Below are 22,090 nucleotides of genomic sequence, written 5' to 3'. Positions count from 1 at the left end.
GCGTGGTGCGACAATCACCGATTTCGATCCCCGCGCTGGCTCACCATCCATCCTCACCAGGGAGTGATCTGATGAGTCGCGACACCGCACTCGTCTCGGCCGAGTGGGCCGAGAAGAACATCGACGCCCCGGGCGTCGTCTTCGTCGAGGTCGACGAGGACACCTCGGCCTACGACACCGGCCACATCGCCGGCGCGATCAAGCTGGACTGGAAGACCGACCTGCAGGACCCGGTCCGCCGGGACTTCGTCAACAAGTCCCAGTTCGAGGCGCTGCTCTCCGAGCGCGGCATCGGCAACGACGACACGGTGATCCTCTACGGCGGCAACAACAACTGGTTCGCCGCGTACGCGTACTGGTACTTCAAGCTCTACGGCCACCGCGACGTCAAGCTGCTCGACGGCGGTCGCAAGAAGTGGGAGCTCGACGCCCGCCCGCTGGTCACCGACGCGGTGACCCGCCCCGCCACCACGTACGTCGCGCAGGAGCCGGACACCTCGATCCGCGCCTTCCGCGACGAGGTGGTCGCCGCGATCGGCAGCAAGAACCTGGTCGACGTGCGCTCCCCCGACGAGTTCGCCGGCCGGCTGCTCGCCCCCGCCCACCTGCCGCAGGAGCAGGCGCAGCGGGCCGGGCACATCCCCACCGCGATCAGCGTGCCGTGGTCGAAGGCGGCCAACGAGGACGGCACCTTCAAGTCCGACGACGAGCTGCGCAGGATCTACGCCGACGCCGGGCTGGACGACGGCAAGGAGACCATCGCCTACTGCCGCATCGGCGAGCGCTCCTCGCACACCTGGTTCGTGCTCCAGGAGCTGCTCGGCCACCGGAACGTGAAGAACTACGACGGTTCCTGGACCGAGTACGGCTCGCTGGTCGGTGTGCCGGTGGCGCTCGGCGACGAGCCCGGGGAGGCCTGATCACCATGACTGCTCCCACCGCTGCCGGTTGCGCCGCTCCCGACCAGGCCGCCCCGCTGCCGGCCAGCCTGGACCTGGAGAAGGAAACCGTGATCACCGGTCTGGTCCAGGCCGAGTCGGGCGAGGCCGTGCCGGGCGCGTACGTCCGGCTGCTCGACTCGACCGGTGAGTTCACCGCCGAGGTGGTCACCTCCCCGGCCGGCCAGTTCCGCTTCTTCGCCGCGCCCGGCAGCTGGACGCTGCGGGCACTCTCCCGGCACGGCAACGGCGACACCGCCGTGACCGCCGCGCGGGGGATCAACGAGGTCTCCGTCACGGTCGCCTGACCCACGCTCTGATCGGCCCGGGGCCGGTCACCCCACCCGGGGTGGCCGGCCCCGGGCCATTTTCCCGAGCACGACGGCGGCCGGGCCGTCCGCCGGCCGCCGACGCGCCAGCGGGCCGGTGTACCCCGCGTGACACGATTGACCGGTGAGCGGTGCTGTCCAGGCGGGGTGGGCCCCGCCGAGTGGTCCTTCCGAGCCGACCCCGGGGTGGCCGCGCTGGCTGCTGGCCGCGACCGTGGCCTGGGCCGTGCTGCTGGTCGGTCTCACCGGGTGGTCGGTGCGCAACGATCCGCCGACGGTGCGGGAGCAGCGCACCCTCGGCCAGGCCGACCCCGTGGTGGACCGGGCCGTCGGCCGGCTGGTCGTGGCGGTGGGTGACGGCGCGTGGGCACTGACCCCGACGACGATCGAGCGGGACTGCCGGGTCACCCCGATGGAGGACGGCGCCGCCCTGATCCGGGGCCTGGACGTGGTCGTGGCCGAGGGCGGGGAGCGGGCGCTGCTGGAACGGGTCGCCGACCGGTTGCCGGAGAGCTGGCGGGCCGGGGTGCGGGTCAGCTCCGACGGTCCGCTGCTGCGCGCCGACGCCGGAGAGTTCGTCGCCGTCGAGGGGCAGGTGGTCACCGCCGGCCGGGTGCGGTTCACCGCCGACACCGGGTGCCGGCCCGTCGACACCGAACTCGGCACGCTCCTGCCCGGCGCGGGCGGCGAAACCGCCCAGGCCGCGAAGGACGCGCTGCGCGCGCTCGGCCGGCCCGAGCCGCCGGCCGGGCAGCCGCTGAGCGCTGCCTGCCCCGGCGGCGGCCGGGCCGAGACCGCCCTGTTCAGCGCGGGCGCCGAGCCGGTGTCGCTGGCCCCGCTGCGCTCGCTCGCCGCCGGCGCCGCCGTGGTCGACACCCCCGAGGTGTACGCCTACCGGCGCGGCCCGGTCATCGTGCTGGCCGACGCGACCGGGGACGAGCTGCGGGTCTCCGCCTCCACCGGCTGCGCCGGCTGACCGCCGAGGGTCGCGCCGCAAACCCGGCGCGTCGGCGGCGTGACGCCCCGCCCTGCTCGTCGGCGCGGTGGCGCCGCCGGTTCGCCAGCGGGGTGCTCAGCGGCGGTGGCTGCCGTCGTGCGGGGTGCGGCTGCGGCCGAGTGCGTCGACCTGACCCCACCGGCCCGGGATGTCCAACAGCTCCACCCGGCCCATGCCCTCCGGCACCGCCGGGTCGATGATCAGATGATCGCCCTGCGGTTCGAGGCCCAGCATCACCCGCAGCAGCAGCAGCGGAGTGCCGGCGGACCAGGCCTGCGGGCTGCACGCGGTCGGGTAGTGGACGGGGTAGTCGGTGAGGTGGCGTTCGTACCCGGCGAAGGCCTCCGGCAGCCGGCCGTTGAAGTACCGGGACGCCTCCAGCATGGCCTGGCAGATCCGCCCGGCCTCCTCCCGGAAGCCGTATCGGCTCAGCCCCCAGGCGATGAACGCGTTGTCGAACGGCCACACCGTCCCGACGTGGTACCCGATCGGGTTGTAGCGCCCCTGGCCGGTGGCGAGGGTACGCACGCCCCAGCCGGAGAAGAGGCGTGGGCTGAGCAGGTGCTCGGCGATCAGGGCGGCGCGGGACTCCTCGACGATGCCGCTCCAGAGCAGGTGCCCGATGTTCGAGGTGAGGGCGTCCACGTGCCGGCCCTGCGGATCCAGGGCGGTGGCGAAGTACCCCTTGTCCGCGATCCAGAAGTCACGGTTGAAGCGCTCCTTGAGCGCCGCCGCCTCCCGCTCCAACCGGTCGGCGTAGGCCGGGTCGTTCCAGAACAGCCGGGCCATCCGCGCGCCGCGCAGCTTCGCGTCGTACGCGTAGCCCTGGATCTCGCAGGTGGCCCGGGGGAACCCGGGGAGCCGGCCGTCGGCGTAGGAGATGGAGTCCCAGGAGTCCTTCCAGCACTGGTTCTCCAGGCCGGTCTCCGGGTTGCGGGTGCGGTACCAGACGTAGCCGGTGCCGAGCAGGTCCCCGTAGGTGTCGATCCAGCTGAGCGCCGCCCGGGCGGTGAACTCCAGCTGGCGGATCAGGGCGGCGTCACCGGTCCACCGCTCGTACTCGTCGAGCAGGATCACGAAGAGCGGGGTCGCGTCGGCGGAGCCGTAGTAGGGGGAGTGCGGCTGCTCCTCGAAGCCGGCGGTCTCGCCGTAGCGCAGCTCGTGCAGGATCTTGCCGGGCTCCTCGTCGCGGAAGTCGTCGAGGCGGTGGCCCTGGAGGCCGGCCAGCATCTGGATGGTCGGCAGGACCAGCTCGGGCAGGAAGGGCAGCACCTGCAACGAGGTGAGGATGCTGTCCCGGCCGAAGAGGGTCATGAACCAGGGCAGGCCGGCGGCGACCAGCCGGACACCGAGCGTGATCGACTCGTACCGGAGGGCCGCCAGGTCGTTGAGGCTCTGCCGGTACGCCCCGGCCAGCGGCTGGTGGTCGCAGCCGAGTTTCGGCGCCCGGTCGATCAGCTCCTGCTGCTCGGTGCGGATCGCGTCCGGGCCGCGGCCCCACCCCAGCGGGGTGGTCGCCCGGAAGTCCTCGCCCCGGGCGCCGTAGATGTTCGTCGCGACGTGCAGCCGGGTGCTCCACTCGGCGTGCGGGGCCACGGTGATCGACCAGGTCATCCCGCCCTGGTCGACGTGCGCCGGCGCGGTGCTGGTGACCACCGCCTCGCGGTGGAACGCCTCCCGCCGGTAGGTGAGCCGCAGCTCGTTCTCCCCGACGGTGGCGGTAACGGCGCCCTTCTTGCGCCGCTTGTGCCTGATCTCGAACAGATCGGCGAAGTCGGCGCCGATCTCCAGCCGCACGTCGAACCGCATCTCCCGACCCGAGTGGTTCAGCACGGTGAGGTCCTCGCCGAGGCTGCCGCCGATCGACCGCCGGCGGATCACCGACACCTTGGCGTCGAGGTAGTGCGTCGGCTCCCCGGGGGCGAGGAAGTACCGGGTGCGGTACGACCGCGCGTCGTCGACGGAGAGGGCGTGCAGCCGGTCGCCGTCGAGGGTGAGCAGCCAGGTGGAGAGGAAGCGGGTGTCGAAGGAGAAGAGCCCAGTGGGGAAGTCGTACGACGGCTCGATGTCGCCGCGGCGGTCGCTGACCACGAAGGTGTTGCCGTCGAGGATGCTGACCAGTTGCTTCATCTCTGCCGACCGACGTGCTCGCGGGCCGTCTCGCGGGGGTCCCGGGTGCCGGGCGGGGCAGGGAAGAACCGACGGAAGGTGAGGAAGAGCAGGACGTTGCCGCTGTAGGTGGTCTCGTTGCGCAGCACCGCCGAGATGCCCTGGGCGCGCCCGGTGACCAGCCGCTCGAAGAGGTCGGCGCTGCTGTTCCAGATCGCGTCCGCCGGGCCCCGGGCCCGGGTGACGATCACCTCGCCGGGGCTGAGCTGCACCAGCCAGTGGTCGGTCCGGTTGCCGGTGGCGAGGTCGATCTGGAGCGTGCCGCTGACAGGTCCGCGCAGGACCGCCGGGGCGCGCGCCGGCAGCGATGCGAAGAACTCCTCCGTCGCGTCGGCCACATCCGAATGGTAGGCAGTGCGCCGACAAGTCGGGTCAGTATCGGCACTCCGCCCAGACCGGACAGAAGCCGCCTGTCCGGAGGCGATCGGACCGGTCGTGCGGCGGTGGTCAGTAGACCAACGCCTGCGCCCCCTCGGCGATCGCCTCCTCGACGAAGACCGCCGCCCCGGCGATGCGTACGCCGGGCAGCACGTCGCCCGGGCCGATGTCCCGGCGGGCGGCGCACTGGGTGCACGCGGTGACCCGGCCGGTGGTCAGGATGACGTGCAGCAGATCGCCCAGGGGCGCCGAGTGCGGCAGTTCGAACTGCTCCGCCCGCCCGGGGAGGGCGAACCAGGTCGACTCGCCGGTCAACCAGAGCGACACCTCGACCCCCGCCGCGGCGGCCGTGGCGGCGACGGTGAACGCCTGGGCGCACCGCTCCGGGGCGTCCGCGCCGGCGGTGGCCTTGACGACGAGAGTGCGGGTCATGCCGCCAGCATAGGATGACCATGATGGTTACCGAGATCGGGTTCGTCAGCCTGCTGGTCGCGGGCCTTGGCGCGCTCGCCGGTGGCCTGGTCTACGTCGCCGTACGCATGTCGAGAGGTAAGTGGTAACTGGTGAGCGCGAGGAGTGAGCCGGGTTTGCGAGCCCCGCAGTCGCGAACGGAGGTGGCCCGGTGAGCGCGAATCCGTCGGACGAGAACCCGCTGCAGCCGCCGTGGCTGAACGCGCCGCCGGTCGACGAGTACCCGTACGAGGAGAGCCACGACCTGCGGGTCGGGCCGAAGCTGCACCCGGCGCTCGACGGGCTGCTGCCGTACATCGGGGTGTGGCGGGGCCGGGGTCGGGGCGGCTTCCCCACCATCGAGGACTTCGACTTCGCCCAGGAGATCCGGATCAGCCACGACGGCCGGCCGTTCCTGTTCTACGAGTCCCGGACGTGGATCCTCGACGAGCAGAGCCGGCCGGTCCGGCCGTCCGGCCGGGAGGTCGGCTGGTGGCGGCCGGTCTTCGACGGTGACCGGGTCACCGACGAGCTGGAGGCCCTGATGACCGTGCCGACCGGGGTCATGGAGCTGCACATCGGCAAGCGCACCGGCACCCGGATCGAGTTCGCCACCGACGCGGTGGTCCGCACCGCCACCGCCAAGGAGGTCACCGCCGGGGCCCGGCTCTTCGGCATCGTCGAGGGCGCGCTGCTCTACGCCCAGGAGATGGCCGGCATGGGCCACGGCCTCTCGCCGCACCTCTCCGCCCGGCTCATCCGCGTGGCCGGCTGACCGGCTGCCCGGCCGTCACCCCCGCTCCCGCCGGTCAGGGCAGGGGGAAACCCAGCAGGGCGTGCAGGGTGGGGGTGTGCGGAGACGGGGGAAGCTCCGCGCCGTCCAGGGTGCGCAGCGGGGCGAGGCCGCGGACGGACGAGGTGAACCAGACGCCGTCCGCCGCCCGCAGCCCGTCCGCGGTGACCATGCGCTCGGCGGCCGCGAGGCCCACCTCCCCGGCGTGGGCCAGCAGCCAGGCGACGGTGGTGCCGGGGAGGATGCCGGTGGCCCCGGCCGGCACCGTGCAGAGCGTGCCGCCGTCCAGCCAGACCACGTTCGCGCTCGGGCCCTCCAGCACGTACCCGTCGCTGGAGACCCAGAGCACGTCGTCCGCCCCGTTGCGGGCGGCCCAGCGCCGCGCGGCGCTGCTCGCCCCGTACGAGGTGGACTTGATGCCGACGGGCAGCCAGTCGAGTTCGGGTCGGGCCGCCGCGGGCACCCCGAGGGAGAGGGTGGCGACGGTGACGCCGTCGCGGCGGGCCCGGCGGGACGCCACCGCGACCTCGCCCAGGGTCGCGTAGATCGTCGGCAACCCGCCGCCCTCCGGCCCCCGGGTGCAGACCAGCCGCAGCGCGCCCTCCACCTCCGCCGGCCATCCGGCGGCCACGCTCTCCAGCAGCTCCACCAGGACCTCGTCGGAGGGCAGCGGCAGCTCCACCGCGGCGGCGCCGGTCCGCAGCCGGGCCAGGTGCGCGTCGCGCAGCCACGGCCGCCCGCCGCGCAGGTGCATGGTCTCGAACAGTCCGTCGCCGCGCAGCACGCCCAGGTCGTCGCCGCGCAGCACCGACTCTCCGGCCGGCACGACACCTCGCCCCAGGACGGCGATCCTCGATGCCACCATGACCGCCGAGCCTAGTGGCGTACGCCGCTGGCGGCGGGCCCGGCCCGGCGGCCGAACTATGATCGGACGGTGTCCGAATCCTCCCTGGCGGAAATGCTCCGCTCCCGTGGGCTGCGGCTGACGGCGCAGCGGCAGCTGGTGCTCCAGGCCGTGCTGGACCTGGGCCACGCCACGCCGGAGCAGGTGCACACGGCGGTCCGGGAGGTCGCCGCCGGGGTCAACATCACCACCATCTACCGGACCCTGGAACTGCTGGAACGGCTCGGGCTGGTGACCCACACCCATCTGTCGCACGGGTCGCCGACCTACCACGCGGCCGGTGAGCACCAGCACGTGCACCTGGTCTGCCGCGAGTGCGGCGCGATCGACGAGATCGAGCCGGAGCTGCTCCGGCCGCTCGTCGACCAGTTGGTGGCCGAGCGGGGATTCCGGGTCGACATCGGGCACGTGGCGCTCTTCGGCGTCTGCGGGCAGTGCGAGGACGGGGAACTGAAATGATCGACATCGCCGGAGCGGTCGCCGTGGAGGCCATCGACGAGGAGAGCCGGGACCAGCCGGAGCCGGCGCACCGGGCGGCCGGCGTGCGGGGCGTCGCCGCCCACTACGGCGATCCGATGCGCGAGCAGCGCACCCTGGACACCGGGGTGGGCCTGGTCGACCGCTCGCACCGCGGGGTGCTGGCGGTGCCCGGCGAGGAGCGGATCGGCTGGCTGCACACGCTGACCAGCCAGCACCTGGCGACGCTCGCCGCGTGGCAGGGCACCGAGCTGCTGGTGCTCTCCCCGCACGGGCACGTGGAGCAGCACGCGATGGTGGTCGAGGACGGCGAGACCACCTGGCTCGACACCGAGCCGGGCGCCGCCACCGGGTTGCTGTCGTACCTGGAGCGGATGCGCTTCTTCAGCAAGGTGGAGCCGCGCGACGCCACCGCCGACCACGCGTTGCTGTCGCTGGTCGGGCCGCAGGCCGCCGACGCGGTCGCGGTGCTCGGCGTGACCGGCCTGGCCGCGCCCGACATCGTCGCGGTGCCCGGCCCGAAGTTCCGCTCCGGCGAGCTGGCGGCCCGACCGACCGTGGTGTACGACGCGAAGCCGCTGCCCGCCGGCGGCTGGGCCCGGCGGGTGGCGCTCGGGGTGGACCTGCTGGTGCCCCGACCCGCGATGGACCGGGTCGTCGCCGAGCTGCGCGGCAACGGTGTGCCGGTGGCCGGGCTGTGGGCGTACGAGGCGGTGCGGGTGGCCGCCCGGCAGGCCCGGGTCGGGGTGGACACCGACCACCGGACCATCCCCGCCGAGGTGGACCTGATCGCCCCGGCGGTGCACCTGGACAAGGGCTGCTACCGGGGTCAGGAGACCGTCGCCCGGGTGCACAACATGGGTCGCCCGCCGCGCCGGCTCGTACTGCTGCACCTGGACGGGGTGACCACCGACCAGCCGCCGGTGGCCGGCACGCCGGTGACCCTGGACGGCCGGGCGGTCGGCTTCGTCGGCACCGCCGTGCACCACCACGAGCTGGGTCAGGTCACGCTCGCGGTGGTCAAGCGCAACGTCCCGGACGACGCCCGCCTGCTGATCGGGGACACCGCCGCCGCCATCGACCCGGCGTAAGGCTGCCGTGCCGACGCTCGGTCGGCAGGAAGCTTTCCGTTCGCGCAGGCGAGGGTGCGTGGTTCTTGCGTGCCGACCCGCTCCGGCCGTCGACCGGAGGCGGGCCCGGCGGCTAGGATCGCCGCCATGACGACAGGGACGTTGATCACGGTCGCCCCCACCGGGGCGGAGTCGGCCAAGGCGGAGGTGCCGGCGCTGCCGGTCACCCTCGACGAGCTGGTGCTCACCGCCAAGGAGTGCGAGGCGCTCGGCGCGGCCGTGATCCACGTCCACATCCGCGACGACGAGGCGAAGCCCACCCTCGACCCGGGGCGGCTGCGGGAGACCGTGACGGCGCTGCGGGAGAGCACCGACCTGATCGTGCAGCTCTCCTCCGGTGGCGCGGTGACCGACCCGGAGGCCGCCCGGCTGGCCGTGCTCGACGCCGGGCCCGACATGGCCTCCTGCACGATGGGGACGCTCAACTTCGGCGACGACGTCTTCCTCAACCGGTGGGAGTTCATCGTCGACCTGCACACCCGGATGCAGGAGCGCGGCATCGTCCCCGAGTACGAGATCTTCGACCTGGGTCACCTCACCGCCCTCCAGCGGCTGCTCGGCAAGTACGGCCTGCCGCACGGCGGCCACGTGCACGTCGACTTCGTGATGGGGGTGCCGGGCGGCATGCCGGGCACCACGGCGGCCCTCGTCGCCGCCCACCAGGCGCTGCGGGACCTGCCGGCGGGCACCACCTTCTCAGCGACCGGCATCGGTCGCAGCACCATCCCGGTCATGCTCGCCGCCCTCTCCGCCGGCGGGCACCTGCGGGTCGGTATGGAGGACACGGTCACGTACGCCAAGGGCCGCCCGGTGGAGAGCAACATGCAGCTGGTCGCCCGCGCGGTCGGCTTCGCCCAGCTCGCCCAGCGTCCGCCGCTGACCACCGCCGAGGCCCGCCAACTGCTCGGACTGTAAGCCCGGCCCCGCCCGGCACCCCTGTACGCCGGCCCTCGACGCCCCTGGTCACCCGGGTGCCGGGCCCCGTCGGTACCGTCCACCTCGTGGTAACGACGTACAGGGGTGGCGCACCGCTCGCCGAGGTGGTCCGGTCCGGTTTCGTGGAGGGCGTCCACCGCGGTTCGGTGGTGGTGCTCGGGGCGGACGGCACGCCGGTGGCCGGCGCGGGCGACGTCTCCTCGCCGGTCTTCCCGCGCTCGGCGAGCAAGCCGATGCAGGCGATCGGGATGCTCCGCGCCGGGCTGCCGCTGACCGACCCGGCGGACGTGGCGCTGGTCTCGGCCAGCCACGCCGGCGAGGAGTTCCACCTGGCCCGGGTCGGCCGGCTGCTGCGCGAGGGCGGGCTGGACGCCGAGGCGTTGCACTGCCCGCCCGACCTGCCGGTCGGTGACGCCGCCCGGGAGGCGGTGCTGCGTGCCGGGGGCGGGCCGACCCGGGTGCAGATGAACTGCTCCGGCAAGCACACCGGCATGCTGCGCACCTGCCTCGCCGCCGGCTGGCCGCTGGAGGGCTACTGGCGGCCGGAGCACCCGTTGCAGCAGCGGATCAGCGCGGCGATCGAGGAGTTCACCGGCGAGCAGGCGGCGGCGGTCGGGGTCGACGGCTGCGGCGCCCCGGTGCTCGCCGTCTCGCTGACCGGCCTGGCCGGGGCGTACCTGCGGCTGGTGTCGGCGGAGCCGGGCACGGTGGAGCGGACGGTGGCCGACGCGATGCGGGCGTACCCCGAGCTGGTCGGCGGGACCGGGGCGGAGGACACCCGGCTGATGCGGGGCGTACCCGGGGCGCTGGCCAAGGTGGGCGCGGAGGGTGTGATCGCCGCGGCCGTGCCCGGCGTCGGCGCGGTCGCCCTCAAGATCGACGACGGCGCCGGGCGGGCCCGGATGCCGGTGCTGGTCTCCGCGCTGCGCCGGCTCGGCGTCGAGGCCCCGGTGCTGGCCGAGTACGCCGAGGTGCCGCTGCTCGGCGGCGGCCTGCCGGTGGGCGTGGTCCGCGCGCTGTGGTGACCCCGCCCGGATTGCGACGCGGCTGACCCCGGCACCCGGGGCGGGCGGGCCGGCAGCGGACCGCCGCGCCGACGGACCCGGGCCCGCCGGGGCGGTTCAGCCCAGGAAGTCCAGCAGGGCGGCGTTGACCGGTCCGGGGCGCTCCAGCGGCAGCAGGTGGGCGGCGTCGGGCACGTCGGGCAGGCGCACCGCGCCGGGCGCCTCCGCGGCGATCCGGTCGGCCAGCCGGGTGATGTCCGGGACGTCGGCCGCGCCGGCGGTGACCAGGACCGGCATCCGCAGCTCGCCGAGGCGTTCGATGGCCGGTGGGTCGAGGTCGGCGACGTCCACGGCGCTGAGCGCCAGCTCGGCGGCGAGCGCCCGCTGGTCCATCGCCTCGGCGAAGGCGATCAGTTCGCCGTCGACGTCCTCGGGCCGGCGGCCGGGGCCGACCACCCAGAACCGGACCTCCCCGGCGGCGCTGGCGGTGAAGTCCTCGGGGTCGACCTCGCCGACCAGGCGCTCCCAGAGCTCCTCGGTCTCCTCCGACCACTCGTGGCCGGATACGGCGGTGCCGAGCAGCGCCAGTGCCGAGACCCGGTCCGGGTGGGTCAGCGCGGTGTCGACCGCCACCGCCCCGCCGAACGAGCAGCCGACCAGGGCGGCCCGCTCGATGTCGAGCGCGTCGAGCAGCGCGACCACGTCGTCGTGGTGGGCGAAGGGCGTCGACGGCAGCTCGGAGTCGCCGTAGCCGCGCAGGTCGACCGCGATCACCCGGTGCCGCTCGGCGAGCTGGGGCAGCTGTTCCCGCCACATCCGCCGGTCGGCGATGCCGGCGTGCAGCAGCACCACCGGGCTGCCGGCGCCGCGCTCGTCGTACGCCAGCCGGGCACCGTTGATTTCGATCTTCGTCACGCCGTGCAAGCTACGGATCGGACAACCGGTGCGCAAGCACGCGTTGTGGCCTTGCTAACTGTGGCTAGCAATCTGCTTGCTGGAGTTAGCAGTGCGGACTACCGTTGCTCGCATGGCCGCACCCAAGGACCTGCCCGACGTCGGCGGATTCATCCGTGACCTGCGTCGGAACGCCAAGATCTCGCTGCGCCAGCTCGCCGAGCAGGCGGGGGTGAGCAACCCGTACCTCAGCCAGATCGAGCGCGGACTGCGCAAGCCGAGCGCCGAGGTCCTTCAGCAGCTCGCCAGCGCGCTGCGGGTCTCCACCCCCGCGATGTACCTGCGCGCCGGACTGCTCGACGACAAGGAGGGTCAGGGGGTGCTCGCGGCCATCGCGGTCGACGACGACCTGACGATGGCGCAGAAGCAGTCGCTCAGCCAGATCTACGAGACCTTCCGCCGGGAGAACGCCCGGCTCGCCGAGGCGACCGCCGCGGCCGGCCCGGGCACGGCCCCGGAGGAGCAGCACATCGCGCCGGCGGCGCCCACCACCGCCGCCGCCACCGTCAACCCGGCCGCCACCGGCCCCACCACGGCCGACGGCACCCCGACCGAGGCCGTCCTCGAGTCGGTGGCCGTCACCGAGGCCGGCCCGGCGCCCGCCCCCACCAGCAGCACGAACCCCCCGACCAGGAAGGCCGCCACCGCGGCCGAGGAGGAGACGTCATGACCCAGCCGAAGACCAACCGCATCCCTGCCCCGCTCTACGCCGCCGCCGGCGCCGGCGAGCTGGCGTACCAGCAGCTCCGCAAGCTCCCCACCGTGGTGAGCGAGCTGGGCACCAAGGTCGTCGCCGACGGCACGAAGGTCGTCACCGAGTTCGGCGGCAAGGCCGTCGTCACCGGCTTCGAGCTGCGCCAGAAGGCCACCGAGACCCTGCGCACCGCCAACCTGACCGCGACCGGCCTCCGCGAGAAGGCCGTCCCGGCCGACCTCGACCTGGACAAGCTGCGCGAGGCCGCCACCCGCAACGCCGCCGTGGTGCTGGCCGGCGCGCAGGCCGCCCAGGAGCGGGCGCTGGCCGTCTACGGCACGCTGATCGCCCGGGGCGAGCGGGTGGTCGGCGCCGGTGTGCTGGAGGCCGCCGACACCGTCAACGCCGACATCGAGGCCACCGACGCCACCGTCCCGGCCGAGGTGAAGGCCGCCGCCGAGGTGAAGACCGCCGCGACCGCCGTCCCCACCCCCGCCGACGTGGCCGAGGTCGTCGAGGCCAAGCCGGCCGCCGCGAAGACCACCCGGGCGCGGGCCACCAAGGCCACCAAGCCGGCCGGCACCCCGTCGGCCAAGCTGCCGAAGACCACGAAGCGGGCCACCCCGGCCGCCGAGTGACAACGCCGCCCACGTACGACCCCGGAAGCGTCCTGTGGGACGTTTCCGGGGTCGTCGGCATAAGCTAGCCGGCATGGCCACCGCCGCGCCGATATTCGTCTTCGAAATCCGCTACGTGATCGAGCTGATCCTGCTCGTCTTCGCCCTGGTCCTCGAGGGTGTCGCCCTGGTGCACGCCATCACCCAGCGCTCCGACGCGTTCGCGGCGATCGGCACCCTGCCCAAGGGGGGCTGGATCGCCATCCTGGGGGTCTGCCTGGTGCTCACCCTCGTCGGCTTCGGCGTGCTCAGCATCTTCGGTCTGATCGGCATCGCGGCCGGGCTGATCTACCTGCTCGACGTCCGGGTCGGGCTGCGTGACCTGCACGACGGCAAAGGATCCTGGTGAGGGGTTTCCGCTGGCCCCCACCGCCGGACGGCGGCCCCCGCACCTGGGGTCCGGGGCCCGGCGGGCCGCGGACCGGCCGGCCGGCCCTGCCCGAGCCGGAGACCGAACTGGTCACCACCCCGCACGGCGTCCGGCTGGAACGGCTGGTCACCGGGGCCGGTGACCCGGTCACCGTCTTCGCGCACGGCCTGGGCAACGGCATCGCCACCACCCGGCCGTTCGGCAGCGCGGTCGCCGGCCGCAAGATCTTCTTCCAGTTCCGGGGACACGGCCGCTCGGACGCGCCGCCCGGCCCGTGGAGCTACCTCGACCTCGCCCGCGACCTGCGCGCCGTCGCGGACCTCGGCGGCGCCAGCCGGGCGTTCGGGGCCAGCCTCGGCGCCGGCGCGCTCTGCCGGCTGCTGGCCGACAGCCCGGACCGCTTCGGCAAGCTGGTCTTCTTCCTGCCCGCGGCGCTCGACGCGCCGCGCGGGCCGGTCGCCCGGCAACGCCTGACCGACCTGCTCGCCGCCGTGGACGCCGGGGACGCCTCGGCCGTCGCCGACGTGGTCTCCCTGGAGCTGCCGCCGTCGGTGCGCAACACCCCGGCCGGCTGGGCCTACCTGCGCCAGCGCCTCGATCAGCTGCTCCGCGACGGGCTCGCCCCCGGGCTGGCCGACCTGCCGGAGCAGGCGCCGCTGTCGGACGCCTCGGCGCTCGCCGCGGTGACCGCTCCCGCCCTGGTGATCGGCTGCGTCGGGGACGACCTGCACCCGGCGCAGGTCGCCGAGGAGCTGGCCGCCGCGTTGCCCCGGGCCACCCTGCACCTGTACGACCGCCCGGGCGTGCTCTGGTCGGAACGCGCCGACCTGCGGGACCGGATCTCGACGTTCCTCAACGGGTAACGTCCGCGGGAGCTCGTCAACGCGGAGGTGGCCGCCGACCGGTCGGTCGCCGTCCGGGTGCTGCCCCGCGCGGAGGCCCTCGCGCTGCCCGACATCATCCGCACCCAGTCCAACCTCATCCCGCCGGAGGAGCAGGAGATCCGGATCGTCGACATCGTCGGGCTGGACGTGCAGGCCGACGGGGGCACCCACGTCGCCTCCACCGCCCAGATCGGCAAGGTCCAGGTGGTGAAGGTGGAGAGCAAGGGCCGCGCCAACCGTCGGGTCCGGGTCCGCCTCGCGGACTAGCCGTCGGCCATCGCCGCGAGGCGGCGGGCGAGCAGGGCGGCGGCCTCCCGCAGCTCGGGGGGCTCCAGCACCTCCGCGTCGAAGCCCAGCCGGGCCACGTGCGCGGCGAGCTGGTCCAGCTTCTCCCCGCCGACGACGAGCACGCACCACCCGTCGCGATCGTCCTCGACGCGCCCCACCTGGGGTGGCACCAGATCCCGCACCCGGTCGGGCCGGGCGCGCAGCCGCACCCGGGCGAGATACCGGTACGGCGCCTCGGTCACGGACCGCTGCACGTAGGCGACCGGGTCCGGATGCTCCCGCGCCCGGAAGCGCCAGGTCGTCGCCACCACCTCGCGCATCCGGTCCAGCCGGAAGGTGCGCCAGTCGTCGCGGTCGACGTCCAGGGCCATCAGGTACCAGCGGCGGCCGGTGGTCACCATCCGCACCGGCTCGACCGTGCGTTCGCGCTGCCCGGCGTCGCGACCGGCGTACCGGAACCGCACCCGCACGGCGTCTCGGCAGGCGCGCGCGAGCGTCACCAGCACCTCCGCGTCGATCTCCACTCCCGGGCCGACCAGGGTCTCGGTGGCGCCGTGCACCGCTCGCACCTCGGCGCGCAGCCGCGCCGGCATCACCTGGTCGAGCTTCGCGAGCGCCCGCAGCGCCGCCTCGCCGGCCCCGGCGACCGTGCCCCCCGACGCCAGCCGCAGGGAGACCGCCGTGGCGATCGCCTCCTCGTCGTCGAGGAGCAGCGGCGGCAGCCGGGTGCCCGCGCCGAGCTGGTAGCCGCCGCCGACGCCCGCCGTCGCCTGCACGGGGTAGCCGACCGCGCGCAGCCGCTCCACGTCGCGGCGTACCGAGCGGTCGGTGACCCCCAGCTCGGCGGCGAGCTCGGCGGCGGTCCAGGACGGCCGCCGTTGCAGCAGCGCCAGCAGCCGCAGCACCCGCTCGGTCGTCGCCTCGGCGGTCACGGGCTCATCGTTCCACGAATCACGGACCGAACCTGTCCGCTATCTGCGGGAGGGTGGGCGCATGACCGATCACACCTGGAACCCGCACACGCGCCAGCAGACCGCACGGGAGGCGAGCTGAGATGGCCCGCGACGTCCAGATCACTTTCGACTGCGCCGACCCGGCCGGACTGGCGGCGTTCTGGGCCGAGGCCCTCGGCTACCAGTTGCCGGAACCGCCCGGGGGCTTCGAGTCGTGGGAGCGGGCCCTGGAGGCGATGGGCGTGCCGCCGGAGCGCCGCAACGACGCCTCGGCGCTGGTCGACCCGGAGGGCTCCGGGCCGCGGCTGTTCTTCCAGCGGGTGCCGGAGGGCAAGCAGGCTAAGAACCGCGTGCACCTCGACGTGCGCGCCGCCCCGGGGCTCCAGGGCGACGCGCGGATGGCGGCCCTGGAGGCGGAGGCCGAGCGGCTCGTCGCCCACGGCGCCACCCGGGTCGGGCGCCACGAGCCGGCTCCGCCGCTCGGCGCCGGTCACATCGTGCTGTCCGACCCGGAGGGCAACGAGTTCTGCCTCGACTGATCAGCCGGCAGGTGGGCGGCGCGGACGTCGAGCAGCCAGCGTTCCACGGTCGGCTCGTCGGGCCGCTCCGGCAGCGGGGTGCGGATCCGGTCGAAGTCCCGCTCCGCCTCGGCGACCAACGCCTCCGCCTCGGCCAGCGCGCCGCCGGCGACCCGCTCGCCGAACGCGTGGAACCAGTCCGGGTCGGCCAACCGGATCTCCAGGGCGCCGGTCGCGTAGAGCAGCCGGCCCTGGTGCAGGAGCCGGGCCAGGTGCCGGGCATGCTTCGCCGAGCGCCGCCGGCCGCCCACCTGCGACGAGTCACGGCTGGTCAGCTTGCGGAACTGTTGGCCGGCGTACCCGAGGTAGGCGTCGCGGACCCGGGGCGCGCTGAGGAACGCCGAGCGGATTTCGATCAGCCGCTCGCCGAACTCCGACCGGGTCTCGTAGCAGTCGTCGGGCAGCCACATCAGCTCACTGGCCGTCGGGTTGCCGCCCAGCGCCAGCTTCGCGTACTTCCCGGCCTCGTGCAGGGTGACGTCCGGGTCGGTGGTGACCACCGACTCGCGGGGCGGGTGCAGGCCGTGGAAGGCCACCGTGGGCGCGGCGAAGACGCCGATCCGGTCGGTGTCCGAGCCCGGCCCGGACAGCCCGTACGCGACCGAGCCGACGATCCCGGAGAGCAGCAGGTGCATGCCGGCGAGCATGACCCACGACACCCGTTCGGCGAAACTGGACTTCGGCTGTCAGGTATCGCTGACAGGCTCGCCGGCATGACGACGACACCACTGACAGGGAAGGTCGCCCTGGTGGCCGGGGCGACCCGGGGCGCCGGCCGGCAGATCGCGGTCCAGCTCGGCGCGGCCGGGGCGACCGTCTACGCCACCGGGCGCAGCAGCCGCGCCGGCCGCTCCGAGCTGGACCGGCCGGAGACCATCGAGGAGACTGCCGAGCTGGTCACCGCCGCCGGGGGGACCGGCATCGCGGTACGGGTCGACCACCTGGTGCCCGACCAGGTCCGCAACCTGGTGGCCCGGATCGACGCCGAGCAGGGCCGGCTCGACGTGCTGGTCAACGACATCTGGGGCAGCGACCCCTTGATCACCTGGGAGAAGCCGGTCTGGGAGCAGCCCTTGGAGGCGGGCTTCCGCACGCTCCGGCTGGCGGTGGACACCCACATCATCACCAGCCACTTCGCCCTGCCGCTGCTGATCCGCAACCCCGGCGGGCTGGTGGTGGAGGTCGGCGACGGCACGAAGGACTACAACGACGCCAACTACCGGCTCTCGGTCTTCTACGACCTGGCCAAGGCGTCGGTCAACCGGCTCGCCTTCAGCCAGGCCCACGAGCTGAAGCCGCACGGCTGCACCGCCGTCGCGCTCACCCCCGGCTGGATCCGGTCCGAGGCGATGCTGGAGCACTTCGGGGTGACCGAGGCCAACTGGCGCGACGGCGCCGCCATGGACCCGCACTTCCTCATCTCCGAGACGCCGGCCTTCGTCGGGCGGGCGGTCGCGGCCCTGGCCGCCGACGAGGAACGGGCCCGCTGGAACGGCCGTTCCCTCTCCGCCGGAGAGCTGGCCCGGGTGTACGGCTTCACCGACGTCGACGGCAGCCAGCCGGACGCGTTCCGCTACATCGCCGAGGTGGTGGACGCGGGGAAGCCGGCCGACGTGACCGGCTACCGCTGAGCCGGGCGGTCGTCGTACAGGGCGGCCAGGCGGGCCGCCGCCTCGGCCAGGCGCGCCCGCAGCTCCGGCGGGTCGAGCACCTCCACCTCCGGCCCGAGCCGCAGCACCACGTCGTACGCCACGGCGACGGACTCGACGGGCAGCCGGGTGGTCACCCACCCCTGCCCGTCGGGCTCGCCGGCGGCGGCCACCGCCTCCTCGTACGCGAAGCGGGCGTCGGCGGCCCAGCGCAGCGCACGCAGACCGGCGGGGCTGACCCGGACGGTGATCCGATCGCCGAGCATCCGCCGCAGGAACGACTCCGCCTGCTCCCGCCAGTAGCCGCCCAGGTCGAAGGCGTCGTCCCGGGCGAAGGTCTCCCCGTCCGCCGCGACCTCGACCACCCGGTCCACCCGGTAGGTGCGCATCCCGTCGCCGACCCGGCCGACGAGATACCAGACCCCGCTCTTGAGCACCAACCCGTACGGCTCGACCCGCCGGGTGACCTCACGTTCGCCGCGCCGGTAGCGCAGCTCGACCACCCGGTCCCGCCAGACCGCCCGGGCCAGCTCGGCCAGCCAGGGCGGGGGCGTGGACTCCCGGAACCAGCCCGGCACGTCCAGGTGGAACCGCTGCCCGGCGCGGGCGGGCGCGTCCCGCAGGCTCGGCGGCAGCGCGGCGAGGACCTTCAGCTCGGCGGCGGCCACCGCGTCGGCGAGCCCCATGTCGCCGGCCGGTCCGGGCAGCCCGGAGAGGAAGAGCGCCTCCGCCTCGTCGCGGGTCAGCCCGGTCAGCCGGGTCCGGTAGCCGCCGAGCAGCCGGTAGCCGCCGGCCCGGCCCCGGTCGGCGTAGACCGGCACTCCGGCGGCGGCGAGCGCCTGCACGTCCCGGTAGACCGTCCGCTCGGCGACTTCCAGCTCCCGGGCCAGCTCGGCGGCGGTCATCGTCCCCCGGGTCTGGAGCAGCAACACCAGGGAGATCAACCGGGACGCGCGCATCCGCCCATCCTGCCCGTGCTGGTACGCGCGTCCCGGTGGTACCCGGCCGTTACCTGGTGGTAGCGGCCTTGTCGATGAGGTCGGCGACGACGTCGGGGTGGGAGACGGCGATGGAGTGCGACGCGGTGTCGACCTGGACGGTGTGGCGGGAGCCGGCTCGCTCGGCCATCAACCGCTGGCCGGCGATGGGGATGTTCTTGTCGGCGCCGGCGAGCACGAACCAGGACGGGATCGTCTTCCAGGCAGGGGCGCCGGAGCCCTCGGCGAGAGCGGCGTCGCGGACCGGGCGCTGGGTGACCGCGGAGAGGGCGGCCTTGGCGGGCGACACGTCGGCGGCGAACTGGCCGTGGTAGGCGTCCTGCCGGATGTAGAGGTCGTGGCTGCCGTCGCCGAGCGGAACCGGGGGTGCCAGCGACTCCGGGAGCGTGCTGCCGGGGACCTGGCTGGACAGGCCGAGCACGCTCTCCCCGGCGTCGGGGGCGAAGGCTGCCACGTACACCAGGTCGGTCACGTTGGGGTTGCCCACGGCGGCGTTGGTGATCACCGATCCGCCGTAGGAGTGTCCGACGAGGACGACCGGGCCCGACACCGTGGCCAGCAGCTGCTTCAGGTAGTCGGCGTCGGAGCTCAGGCCGCGCAGCGGGTTCGCCGGGGCGAGGACCGGGTAGCCGTTCTTCTGCAGCCGCGACACCACTCCGTGCCAGCTCGACGAGTCGGCGAACGCCCCGTGCACGAGCACCACGGTCGGCTTGGGGCCGTGGTGGCGGTCGGCGGCGGCGCTGGTCGCGCCGGTGCCGAGGCTGGCCGCGATTCCGACAGCGGCGAGGGCGGACAGGCTCAGCAGGTTCCGGATGCGCATGGCAACTCCTCGGAGTAGTAGAACGATCGGTCTTTCTCCGGAAAGACTAGTCGTTCTCCTGGCGTTCGCAAGGCGGCGTGGAGCACATCACGTCACCGCCGTGGGTGACGGCGGAACGAACGGTCTCTCTTTATGCTGGGGGGTTGAGGCCGGCCACGCCGACCCGGACCACACGGCGCGGGTACTGGTGCTGCTGCGCGACGGTGCTCTGCAGGGCGGCGCGCTGGGCGATCCGCAGCAGGCGCGCGCCACGCTGCGCCGGGCGACGGAGGAACTGCTCACCGCGGCCGAGCGGTCATCCCGCTCCGACTAGGTCGGCCGGAACGCGTACGGCTGTGCCCGGCGCACCTTCGGAGGTACCACTAGGCTCCCGCTCGTGAACGCACCCCGGATCTTCACGCCCGTAACCGGTGCGGCCGGCGGGTTCTTCGCCGGCGTCGGCCTGCTCCTGCGCGGCCTCGCCCTCTACGTCCGCAGCCCCGGGCTGATGCTGCTCGGTGTCGTGCCGGCGTTGATCTCCGGTGCGCTCTTTCTCTCCGCGATCGCCGCCCTGGTGTACTTCGTGGACAACCTAGCCGCGCTGGTCACCCCGTTCGCCGACGACTGGTCGCCGACGCCGCGCAGCCTGGTCCGGGTGATCGCCGGGCTGGCCTTCCTCGGGCTGGGCGGCCTGCTCGGGGTGGTCGCCTTCACGGCGGTCACCCTCGCCATCGGCGACCCGTTCTACGAGAAGATCTCCGAACGGGTGGAGGAGCGCCTCGGCGGCACCCCCGACGCGGTGGAGGTGCCGTTCTGGGCGTCGCTGCGGCGCAGCGCCGCCGACTCGCTGCGGCTGGTGGGCCTCTCGGTGCTGATCGGCATCCCGCTCTTCGCCGCCGGGTTCATCCCGGTGGTCGGGCAGACCGTGGTACCGGTGATCGGGGCGGCGGTGGGCGGCTGGCTGCTCACCGTGGAACTGGTCGGCGCGCCGTTCGCCCGGCGCGGGCTGCGGCTGCCGGAGCGGCGGTCCATGCTGAAGGCGGACCGGCCCACCGCGCTGGGCTTCGGCGTGGCGGTCTTCGTCTGCTTCCTGATCCCGCTCGGTGCGGTGCTGGTGATGCCGGCCGCCGTCGCCGGGGCCACCCTGCTCACCCGCCGGACGTTCGGCCAGCCCATCCGGGAGTCCTGACATGGAGATCACCCTGGTCGAGGGGGACATCACCGCCCAGCGGGTCGACGTGATCGTCAACGCCGCCAACTCGTCGCTGCTCGGCGGCGGGGGAGTGGACGGCGCGATCCACCGCCGGGGCGGCCCCGCGATCCTCGCGGAGTGCCGGGCCCTGCGCGCCTCCCGGTACGGCCGCGGGCTGCCCACCGGCGAGGCGGTCGCCACCACCGCCGGTGAGCTGCCGGCGCGCTGGGTGGTGCACACCGTCGGTCCGGTCTTCTCGGCCACCGAGGACCGGTCGGCGCTGCTGCGCGACTGCTACGCCAACAGCCTGGCCGTCGCCGACGAGTTGGGCGCGATCACGGTGGCGTTCCCGCTGATCTCCGCCGGCGTCTACGGCTGGCCGGTCGACGACGCCGTACGCCAGGCGCTGGCCGTGCTGCGCGCCGCCACGCCCGCCACCGTCACCGAGGCCCGGCTGGTGCTTTTCGGCGCGGACACGTACGCCACGGCGGCGCGGGTCGCCGCGGCGGGCTGATCACGCCAGGTCGCGGAGGCAGGACCACTGCGAGGCGACCGGGCGGTAGCCCAGCCGGGTGTTGACCGCCAGCATGGGGGCGTTCGCCCCGTCGTTGGAGGTGTACGCCACCCGTACCCCGCCGGCGGCGGCCCGGTGCAGGGCCGCCCGCTTGACCAGGCGGGCCAACCCGCGGCCCCGGTACGCCGGCACGGTGCCGGTGTAGTCCGACCACATCCGGTCGCCGTCCCGCTTGACCAGGCTGAACGAGGCCAGCTCGCCGTCGACTTCGGCCACCGTGCTGGCCGCGCGGTCCAGGCCCAGGTTGTCCCAGACCTCGTACCGCCAACTGTCGTAGGCGATCGCGTCCGACGGCACGTCGCCGGGCTCGTCGGCGGCCGAGGCGACGTCGGCGGCGTGGATGCGGCGCGGGTCCACCTCCGTCGCCGCGAGCAGCCGTACCTCCGGGGGCGGCTCGGGCGCCGGTGGGGCCGGTCGCAGGTCGAGCGCGGACAGCACCATCTCCCGGCTCGGGGTGAAACCGTGCCGGCGGGCGAAGTCCAGCGACTCGGGCCGGACCCAGGTGAGCACCCGGCGGGCCCGGATGGCACGCAGGTGGTCCAGGGCGGCGGTGAGCAGCGCGGTGCCCGCGCCCCGGCCCCGATGCTCGGGGTGGACGTGCAGCGTGGAGATCTCGCCGAAGTCCGCCTCGGAGGTCTGGCTGTTGCGGTACGCGGACGCCCAGCCGATCACCTGACCGGCGGACTCGACCACCCAGGCGGTCCAGTCCTCGCCGGGTGGGGGTTGGGCGATCATCTGCCGGGTCGACTCGACGCCCCGCACCAGGTACGGATGGACGACTGCGCGCAGCGCCACCACCTCCGCCGCGTCCTCCGGCCGGGCCGCCCGGATCGCGAACCCTCCGGCCCGCCGGGGGGACACGGGGACGCCGGCCGCCGGGACCGTTGCCGTGGGCCGGGATGCCGCGCGTGGGTCCGTCATGCCGCCGAGGGTAGAGGGCCGGGGGACGGGCGGCCACGGGTTAACCGGTGGCCG

Annotated in this window: 28 protein-coding genes and 1 pseudogene; 19 read left to right on the top strand and 10 right to left on the bottom strand. The window is 74.2% G+C overall.

Annotated elements, in window-relative coordinates; all coding sequences use genetic code 11:
* Positions 1-71: 71 nt before the first annotated feature.
* The 3 genes from V6U79_RS15925 to V6U79_RS15915 all read left to right on the top strand — a co-directional run bounded on the left by V6U79_RS15925 (position 72) and on the right by V6U79_RS15915 (position 2,243).
* Positions 72-920, top strand: coding sequence for a sulfurtransferase (locus V6U79_RS15925; protein WP_334525452.1), 849 nt, complete (start codon positions 72-74; stop codon positions 918-920).
* 5 nt (positions 921-925) lie between these two features.
* Complete coding sequence (locus V6U79_RS15920) at positions 926-1,246, top strand: DUF1416 domain-containing protein (RefSeq protein WP_334525449.1); 321 nt, start codon at positions 926-928, stop codon at positions 1,244-1,246.
* Positions 1,247-1,391: 145 nt separating this feature from the next.
* Positions 1,392-2,243 (top strand): hypothetical protein, encoded by an 852-nt coding sequence (locus V6U79_RS15915; RefSeq protein WP_334615083.1) that lies wholly within the window; start codon positions 1,392-1,394, stop codon positions 2,241-2,243.
* A 96-nt stretch (positions 2,244-2,339) separates the two neighbouring features.
* Here the strand turns inward: V6U79_RS15915 and V6U79_RS15910 are convergent, their stop codons facing one another.
* The 3 genes from V6U79_RS15910 to V6U79_RS15900 form a co-directional block, all read right to left on the bottom strand.
* On the bottom strand, positions 2,340-4,394 hold the full coding sequence (locus V6U79_RS15910) for an amylo-alpha-1,6-glucosidase (protein ID WP_334615082.1): 2,055 nt from the start codon (positions 4,392-4,394) through the stop codon (positions 2,340-2,342).
* A complete protein-coding gene (locus V6U79_RS15905; RefSeq protein WP_334525441.1) occupies positions 4,391-4,771 on the bottom strand; it encodes an SCP2 sterol-binding domain-containing protein in 381 nt (126 codons plus the stop codon). Before V6U79_RS15905 ends, V6U79_RS15910 begins: the two co-directional genes overlap by 4 nt.
* A gap of 109 nt (positions 4,772-4,880) precedes the next feature.
* Positions 4,881-5,243: a DsrE family protein gene (locus V6U79_RS15900; protein ID WP_334615081.1), complete on the bottom strand. Its 363-nt coding sequence runs from the start codon at positions 5,241-5,243 to the stop codon at positions 4,881-4,883.
* A 23-nt stretch (positions 5,244-5,266) separates the two neighbouring features.
* On the opposite strand from V6U79_RS15900, the gene mtfM reads away from it, so the two are divergent.
* Together mtfM and V6U79_RS15890 are read left to right on the top strand one after the other, a co-directional pair.
* Positions 5,267-5,371, top strand: coding sequence for a small membrane protein MtfM (gene mtfM / locus V6U79_RS15895; protein WP_334525435.1), 105 nt, complete (start codon positions 5,267-5,269; stop codon positions 5,369-5,371).
* 62 nt (positions 5,372-5,433) lie between these two features.
* Positions 5,434-6,036 (top strand): heme-binding beta-barrel domain-containing protein, encoded by a 603-nt coding sequence (locus V6U79_RS15890; RefSeq protein WP_334615080.1) that lies wholly within the window; start codon positions 5,434-5,436, stop codon positions 6,034-6,036.
* A gap of 34 nt (positions 6,037-6,070) precedes the next feature.
* Here the strand turns inward: V6U79_RS15890 and V6U79_RS15885 are convergent, their stop codons facing one another.
* Positions 6,071-6,919: an aminotransferase class IV gene (locus V6U79_RS15885; protein ID WP_334615079.1), complete on the bottom strand. Its 849-nt coding sequence runs from the start codon at positions 6,917-6,919 to the stop codon at positions 6,071-6,073.
* A 69-nt stretch (positions 6,920-6,988) separates the two neighbouring features.
* Here V6U79_RS15885 and V6U79_RS15880 point away from each other — a divergent pair, with 69 nt between their 5' ends.
* From V6U79_RS15880 to V6U79_RS15865, 4 genes are all read left to right on the top strand, one after another.
* Entirely contained in the window at positions 6,989-7,417 is a 429-nt protein-coding gene (locus tag V6U79_RS15880) for a Fur family transcriptional regulator (RefSeq protein ID WP_334525426.1), read from the top strand.
* Positions 7,414-8,526 carry a CAF17-like 4Fe-4S cluster assembly/insertion protein YgfZ gene (ygfZ, locus tag V6U79_RS15875; RefSeq protein WP_334615078.1) on the top strand — a complete coding sequence of 371 codons (1,113 nt, stop codon included), beginning with the start codon at positions 7,414-7,416 and terminating at the stop codon, positions 8,524-8,526. The genes V6U79_RS15880 and ygfZ overlap by 4 nt, the downstream gene beginning before the upstream one ends.
* Positions 8,527-8,652: 126 nt before the next feature.
* A complete protein-coding gene (locus V6U79_RS15870) occupies positions 8,653-9,480 on the top strand; it encodes a beta-keto acid cleavage family enzyme (protein ID WP_334615077.1) in 828 nt (275 codons plus the stop codon).
* 86 nt (positions 9,481-9,566) lie between these two features.
* The gene (locus tag V6U79_RS15865; RefSeq protein WP_334615076.1) at positions 9,567-10,526 is read left to right on the top strand and encodes an asparaginase; all 960 of its coding nucleotides are present in this window, start codon (positions 9,567-9,569) and stop codon (positions 10,524-10,526) included.
* A gap of 96 nt (positions 10,527-10,622) precedes the next feature.
* On the opposite strand, the gene V6U79_RS15860 is transcribed toward V6U79_RS15865, so the two are convergent.
* Entirely contained in the window at positions 10,623-11,420 is a 798-nt protein-coding gene (locus V6U79_RS15860; protein ID WP_334615075.1) for an alpha/beta fold hydrolase, read from the bottom strand.
* A gap of 112 nt (positions 11,421-11,532) precedes the next feature.
* Between V6U79_RS15860 and V6U79_RS15855 the strand changes: the two genes are divergently transcribed.
* The 5 genes and pseudogenes from V6U79_RS15855 to V6U79_RS15835 all read left to right on the top strand — a co-directional run.
* Positions 11,533-12,129 (top strand): helix-turn-helix domain-containing protein, encoded by a 597-nt coding sequence (locus V6U79_RS15855; RefSeq protein WP_334525411.1) that lies wholly within the window; start codon positions 11,533-11,535, stop codon positions 12,127-12,129.
* Positions 12,126-12,791 (top strand): hypothetical protein, encoded by a 666-nt coding sequence (locus V6U79_RS15850; protein WP_334525408.1) that lies wholly within the window; start codon positions 12,126-12,128, stop codon positions 12,789-12,791. Before V6U79_RS15855 ends, V6U79_RS15850 begins: the two co-directional genes overlap by 4 nt.
* A 73-nt stretch (positions 12,792-12,864) precedes the next feature.
* Positions 12,865-13,179: a DUF2516 family protein gene (locus tag V6U79_RS15845; RefSeq protein WP_334525405.1), complete on the top strand. Its 315-nt coding sequence runs from the start codon at positions 12,865-12,867 to the stop codon at positions 13,177-13,179.
* On the top strand, positions 13,176-14,063 hold the full coding sequence (locus V6U79_RS15840; protein ID WP_334615074.1) for an alpha/beta fold hydrolase: 888 nt from the start codon (positions 13,176-13,178) through the stop codon (positions 14,061-14,063). The genes V6U79_RS15845 and V6U79_RS15840 overlap by 4 nt, the downstream gene beginning before the upstream one ends.
* A pseudogene (locus V6U79_RS15835) lies at positions 14,064-14,351 on the top strand (alanyl-tRNA editing protein); the annotation flags it as partial.
* Here the strand turns inward: V6U79_RS15835 and V6U79_RS15830 are convergent.
* Entirely contained in the window at positions 14,348-15,304 is a 957-nt protein-coding gene (locus V6U79_RS15830) for a helix-turn-helix transcriptional regulator (protein ID WP_334525400.1), read from the bottom strand. The pseudogene V6U79_RS15835 and the gene V6U79_RS15830 overlap by 4 nt on opposite strands.
* A 122-nt stretch (positions 15,305-15,426) precedes the next feature.
* Between V6U79_RS15830 and V6U79_RS15825 the strand changes: the two genes are divergently transcribed.
* Positions 15,427-15,864 carry a VOC family protein gene (locus V6U79_RS15825; RefSeq protein ID WP_334525398.1) on the top strand — a complete coding sequence of 146 codons (438 nt, stop codon included), beginning with the start codon at positions 15,427-15,429 and terminating at the stop codon, positions 15,862-15,864.
* On the opposite strand, the gene V6U79_RS15820 is transcribed toward V6U79_RS15825, so the two are convergent.
* Positions 15,816-16,538 (bottom strand): nucleotidyltransferase domain-containing protein, encoded by a 723-nt coding sequence (locus V6U79_RS15820; protein WP_334525396.1) that lies wholly within the window; start codon positions 16,536-16,538, stop codon positions 15,816-15,818. The two genes, V6U79_RS15825 and V6U79_RS15820, sit on opposite strands and share 49 nt — an antisense overlap.
* A gap of 78 nt (positions 16,539-16,616) precedes the next feature.
* Here V6U79_RS15820 and V6U79_RS15815 point away from each other — a divergent pair, with 78 nt between their 5' ends.
* On the top strand, positions 16,617-17,534 hold the full coding sequence (locus tag V6U79_RS15815; protein WP_334615073.1) for an SDR family oxidoreductase: 918 nt from the start codon (positions 16,617-16,619) through the stop codon (positions 17,532-17,534).
* Here the strand turns inward: V6U79_RS15815 and V6U79_RS15810 are convergent.
* Positions 17,525-18,511 carry a helix-turn-helix transcriptional regulator gene (locus tag V6U79_RS15810; protein ID WP_334615072.1) on the bottom strand — a complete coding sequence of 329 codons (987 nt, stop codon included), beginning with the start codon at positions 18,509-18,511 and terminating at the stop codon, positions 17,525-17,527. The two genes, V6U79_RS15815 and V6U79_RS15810, sit on opposite strands and share 10 nt — an antisense overlap.
* 49 nt (positions 18,512-18,560) lie before the next feature.
* Positions 18,561-19,370 carry an alpha/beta fold hydrolase gene (locus tag V6U79_RS15805; protein WP_334615071.1) on the bottom strand — a complete coding sequence of 270 codons (810 nt, stop codon included), beginning with the start codon at positions 19,368-19,370 and terminating at the stop codon, positions 18,561-18,563.
* 100 nt (positions 19,371-19,470) lie between these two features.
* Between V6U79_RS15805 and V6U79_RS15800 the strand changes: the two genes are divergently transcribed.
* From V6U79_RS15800 to V6U79_RS15790, 3 genes are all read left to right on the top strand, one after another.
* A complete protein-coding gene (locus V6U79_RS15800) occupies positions 19,471-19,683 on the top strand; it encodes a hypothetical protein (protein WP_334615070.1) in 213 nt (70 codons plus the stop codon).
* Between the two features lie 63 nt (positions 19,684-19,746).
* Positions 19,747-20,538, top strand: a complete 792-nt coding sequence (locus V6U79_RS15795; RefSeq protein WP_334615069.1) for an EI24 domain-containing protein — start codon at positions 19,747-19,749, stop codon at positions 20,536-20,538.
* A gap of 1 nt (position 20,539) precedes the next feature.
* Entirely contained in the window at positions 20,540-21,055 is a 516-nt protein-coding gene (locus tag V6U79_RS15790; RefSeq protein ID WP_334525379.1) for an O-acetyl-ADP-ribose deacetylase, read from the top strand.
* Here V6U79_RS15790 and V6U79_RS15785 read toward each other — a convergent pair whose 3' ends face one another.
* Positions 21,056-22,036 carry a GNAT family N-acetyltransferase gene (locus V6U79_RS15785; protein ID WP_334615068.1) on the bottom strand — a complete coding sequence of 327 codons (981 nt, stop codon included), beginning with the start codon at positions 22,034-22,036 and terminating at the stop codon, positions 21,056-21,058.
* Between the last annotated feature and the right edge of the window lie 54 nt (positions 22,037-22,090).

Origin of the sequence: Micromonospora psammae, assembly GCF_036902725.1 — a bacterium.
GTDB lineage: Bacteria > Actinomycetota > Actinomycetes > Mycobacteriales > Micromonosporaceae > Micromonospora.
The sequence above is the reverse complement of the archived record's forward strand: the minus strand, read 5'-3'. Positions and strand labels throughout refer to the sequence as shown.

Coding starts and splice junctions, on each gene's coding strand:
- V6U79_RS15925 (WP_334525452.1), top strand. CDS start 72: ATGAGTCGCGACACCGCACTCGTCTCGGCCGAGTGGGCCGAGAAGAAC.
- V6U79_RS15920 (WP_334525449.1), top strand. CDS start 926: ATGACTGCTCCCACCGCTGCCGGTTGCGCCGCTCCCGACCAGGCCGCC.
- V6U79_RS15910 (WP_334615082.1), bottom strand. CDS start 4,394: ATGAAGCAACTGGTCAGCATCCTCGACGGCAACACCTTCGTGGTCAGC.
- V6U79_RS15900 (WP_334615081.1), bottom strand. CDS start 5,243: ATGACCCGCACTCTCGTCGTCAAGGCCACCGCCGGCGCGGACGCCCCG.
- mtfM (WP_334525435.1), top strand. CDS start 5,267: ATGGTTACCGAGATCGGGTTCGTCAGCCTGCTGGTCGCGGGCCTTGGC.
- V6U79_RS15885 (WP_334615079.1), bottom strand. CDS start 6,919: ATGGTGGCATCGAGGATCGCCGTCCTGGGGCGAGGTGTCGTGCCGGCC.
- ygfZ (WP_334615078.1), top strand. CDS start 7,414: ATGATCGACATCGCCGGAGCGGTCGCCGTGGAGGCCATCGACGAGGAG.
- V6U79_RS15870 (WP_334615077.1), top strand. CDS start 8,653: ATGACGACAGGGACGTTGATCACGGTCGCCCCCACCGGGGCGGAGTCG.
- V6U79_RS15855 (WP_334525411.1), top strand. CDS start 11,533: ATGGCCGCACCCAAGGACCTGCCCGACGTCGGCGGATTCATCCGTGAC.
- V6U79_RS15850 (WP_334525408.1), top strand. CDS start 12,126: ATGACCCAGCCGAAGACCAACCGCATCCCTGCCCCGCTCTACGCCGCC.
- V6U79_RS15845 (WP_334525405.1), top strand. CDS start 12,865: ATGGCCACCGCCGCGCCGATATTCGTCTTCGAAATCCGCTACGTGATC.
- V6U79_RS15825 (WP_334525398.1), top strand. CDS start 15,427: ATGGCCCGCGACGTCCAGATCACTTTCGACTGCGCCGACCCGGCCGGA.
- V6U79_RS15820 (WP_334525396.1), bottom strand. CDS start 16,538: ATGCACCTGCTGCTCTCCGGGATCGTCGGCTCGGTCGCGTACGGGCTG.
- V6U79_RS15815 (WP_334615073.1), top strand. CDS start 16,617: ATGACGACGACACCACTGACAGGGAAGGTCGCCCTGGTGGCCGGGGCG.
- V6U79_RS15810 (WP_334615072.1), bottom strand. CDS start 18,511: ATGCGCGCGTCCCGGTTGATCTCCCTGGTGTTGCTGCTCCAGACCCGG.
- V6U79_RS15805 (WP_334615071.1), bottom strand. CDS start 19,370: ATGCGCATCCGGAACCTGCTGAGCCTGTCCGCCCTCGCCGCTGTCGGA.
- V6U79_RS15790 (WP_334525379.1), top strand. CDS start 20,540: ATGGAGATCACCCTGGTCGAGGGGGACATCACCGCCCAGCGGGTCGAC.
- V6U79_RS15785 (WP_334615068.1), bottom strand. CDS start 22,036: ATGACGGACCCACGCGCGGCATCCCGGCCCACGGCAACGGTCCCGGCG.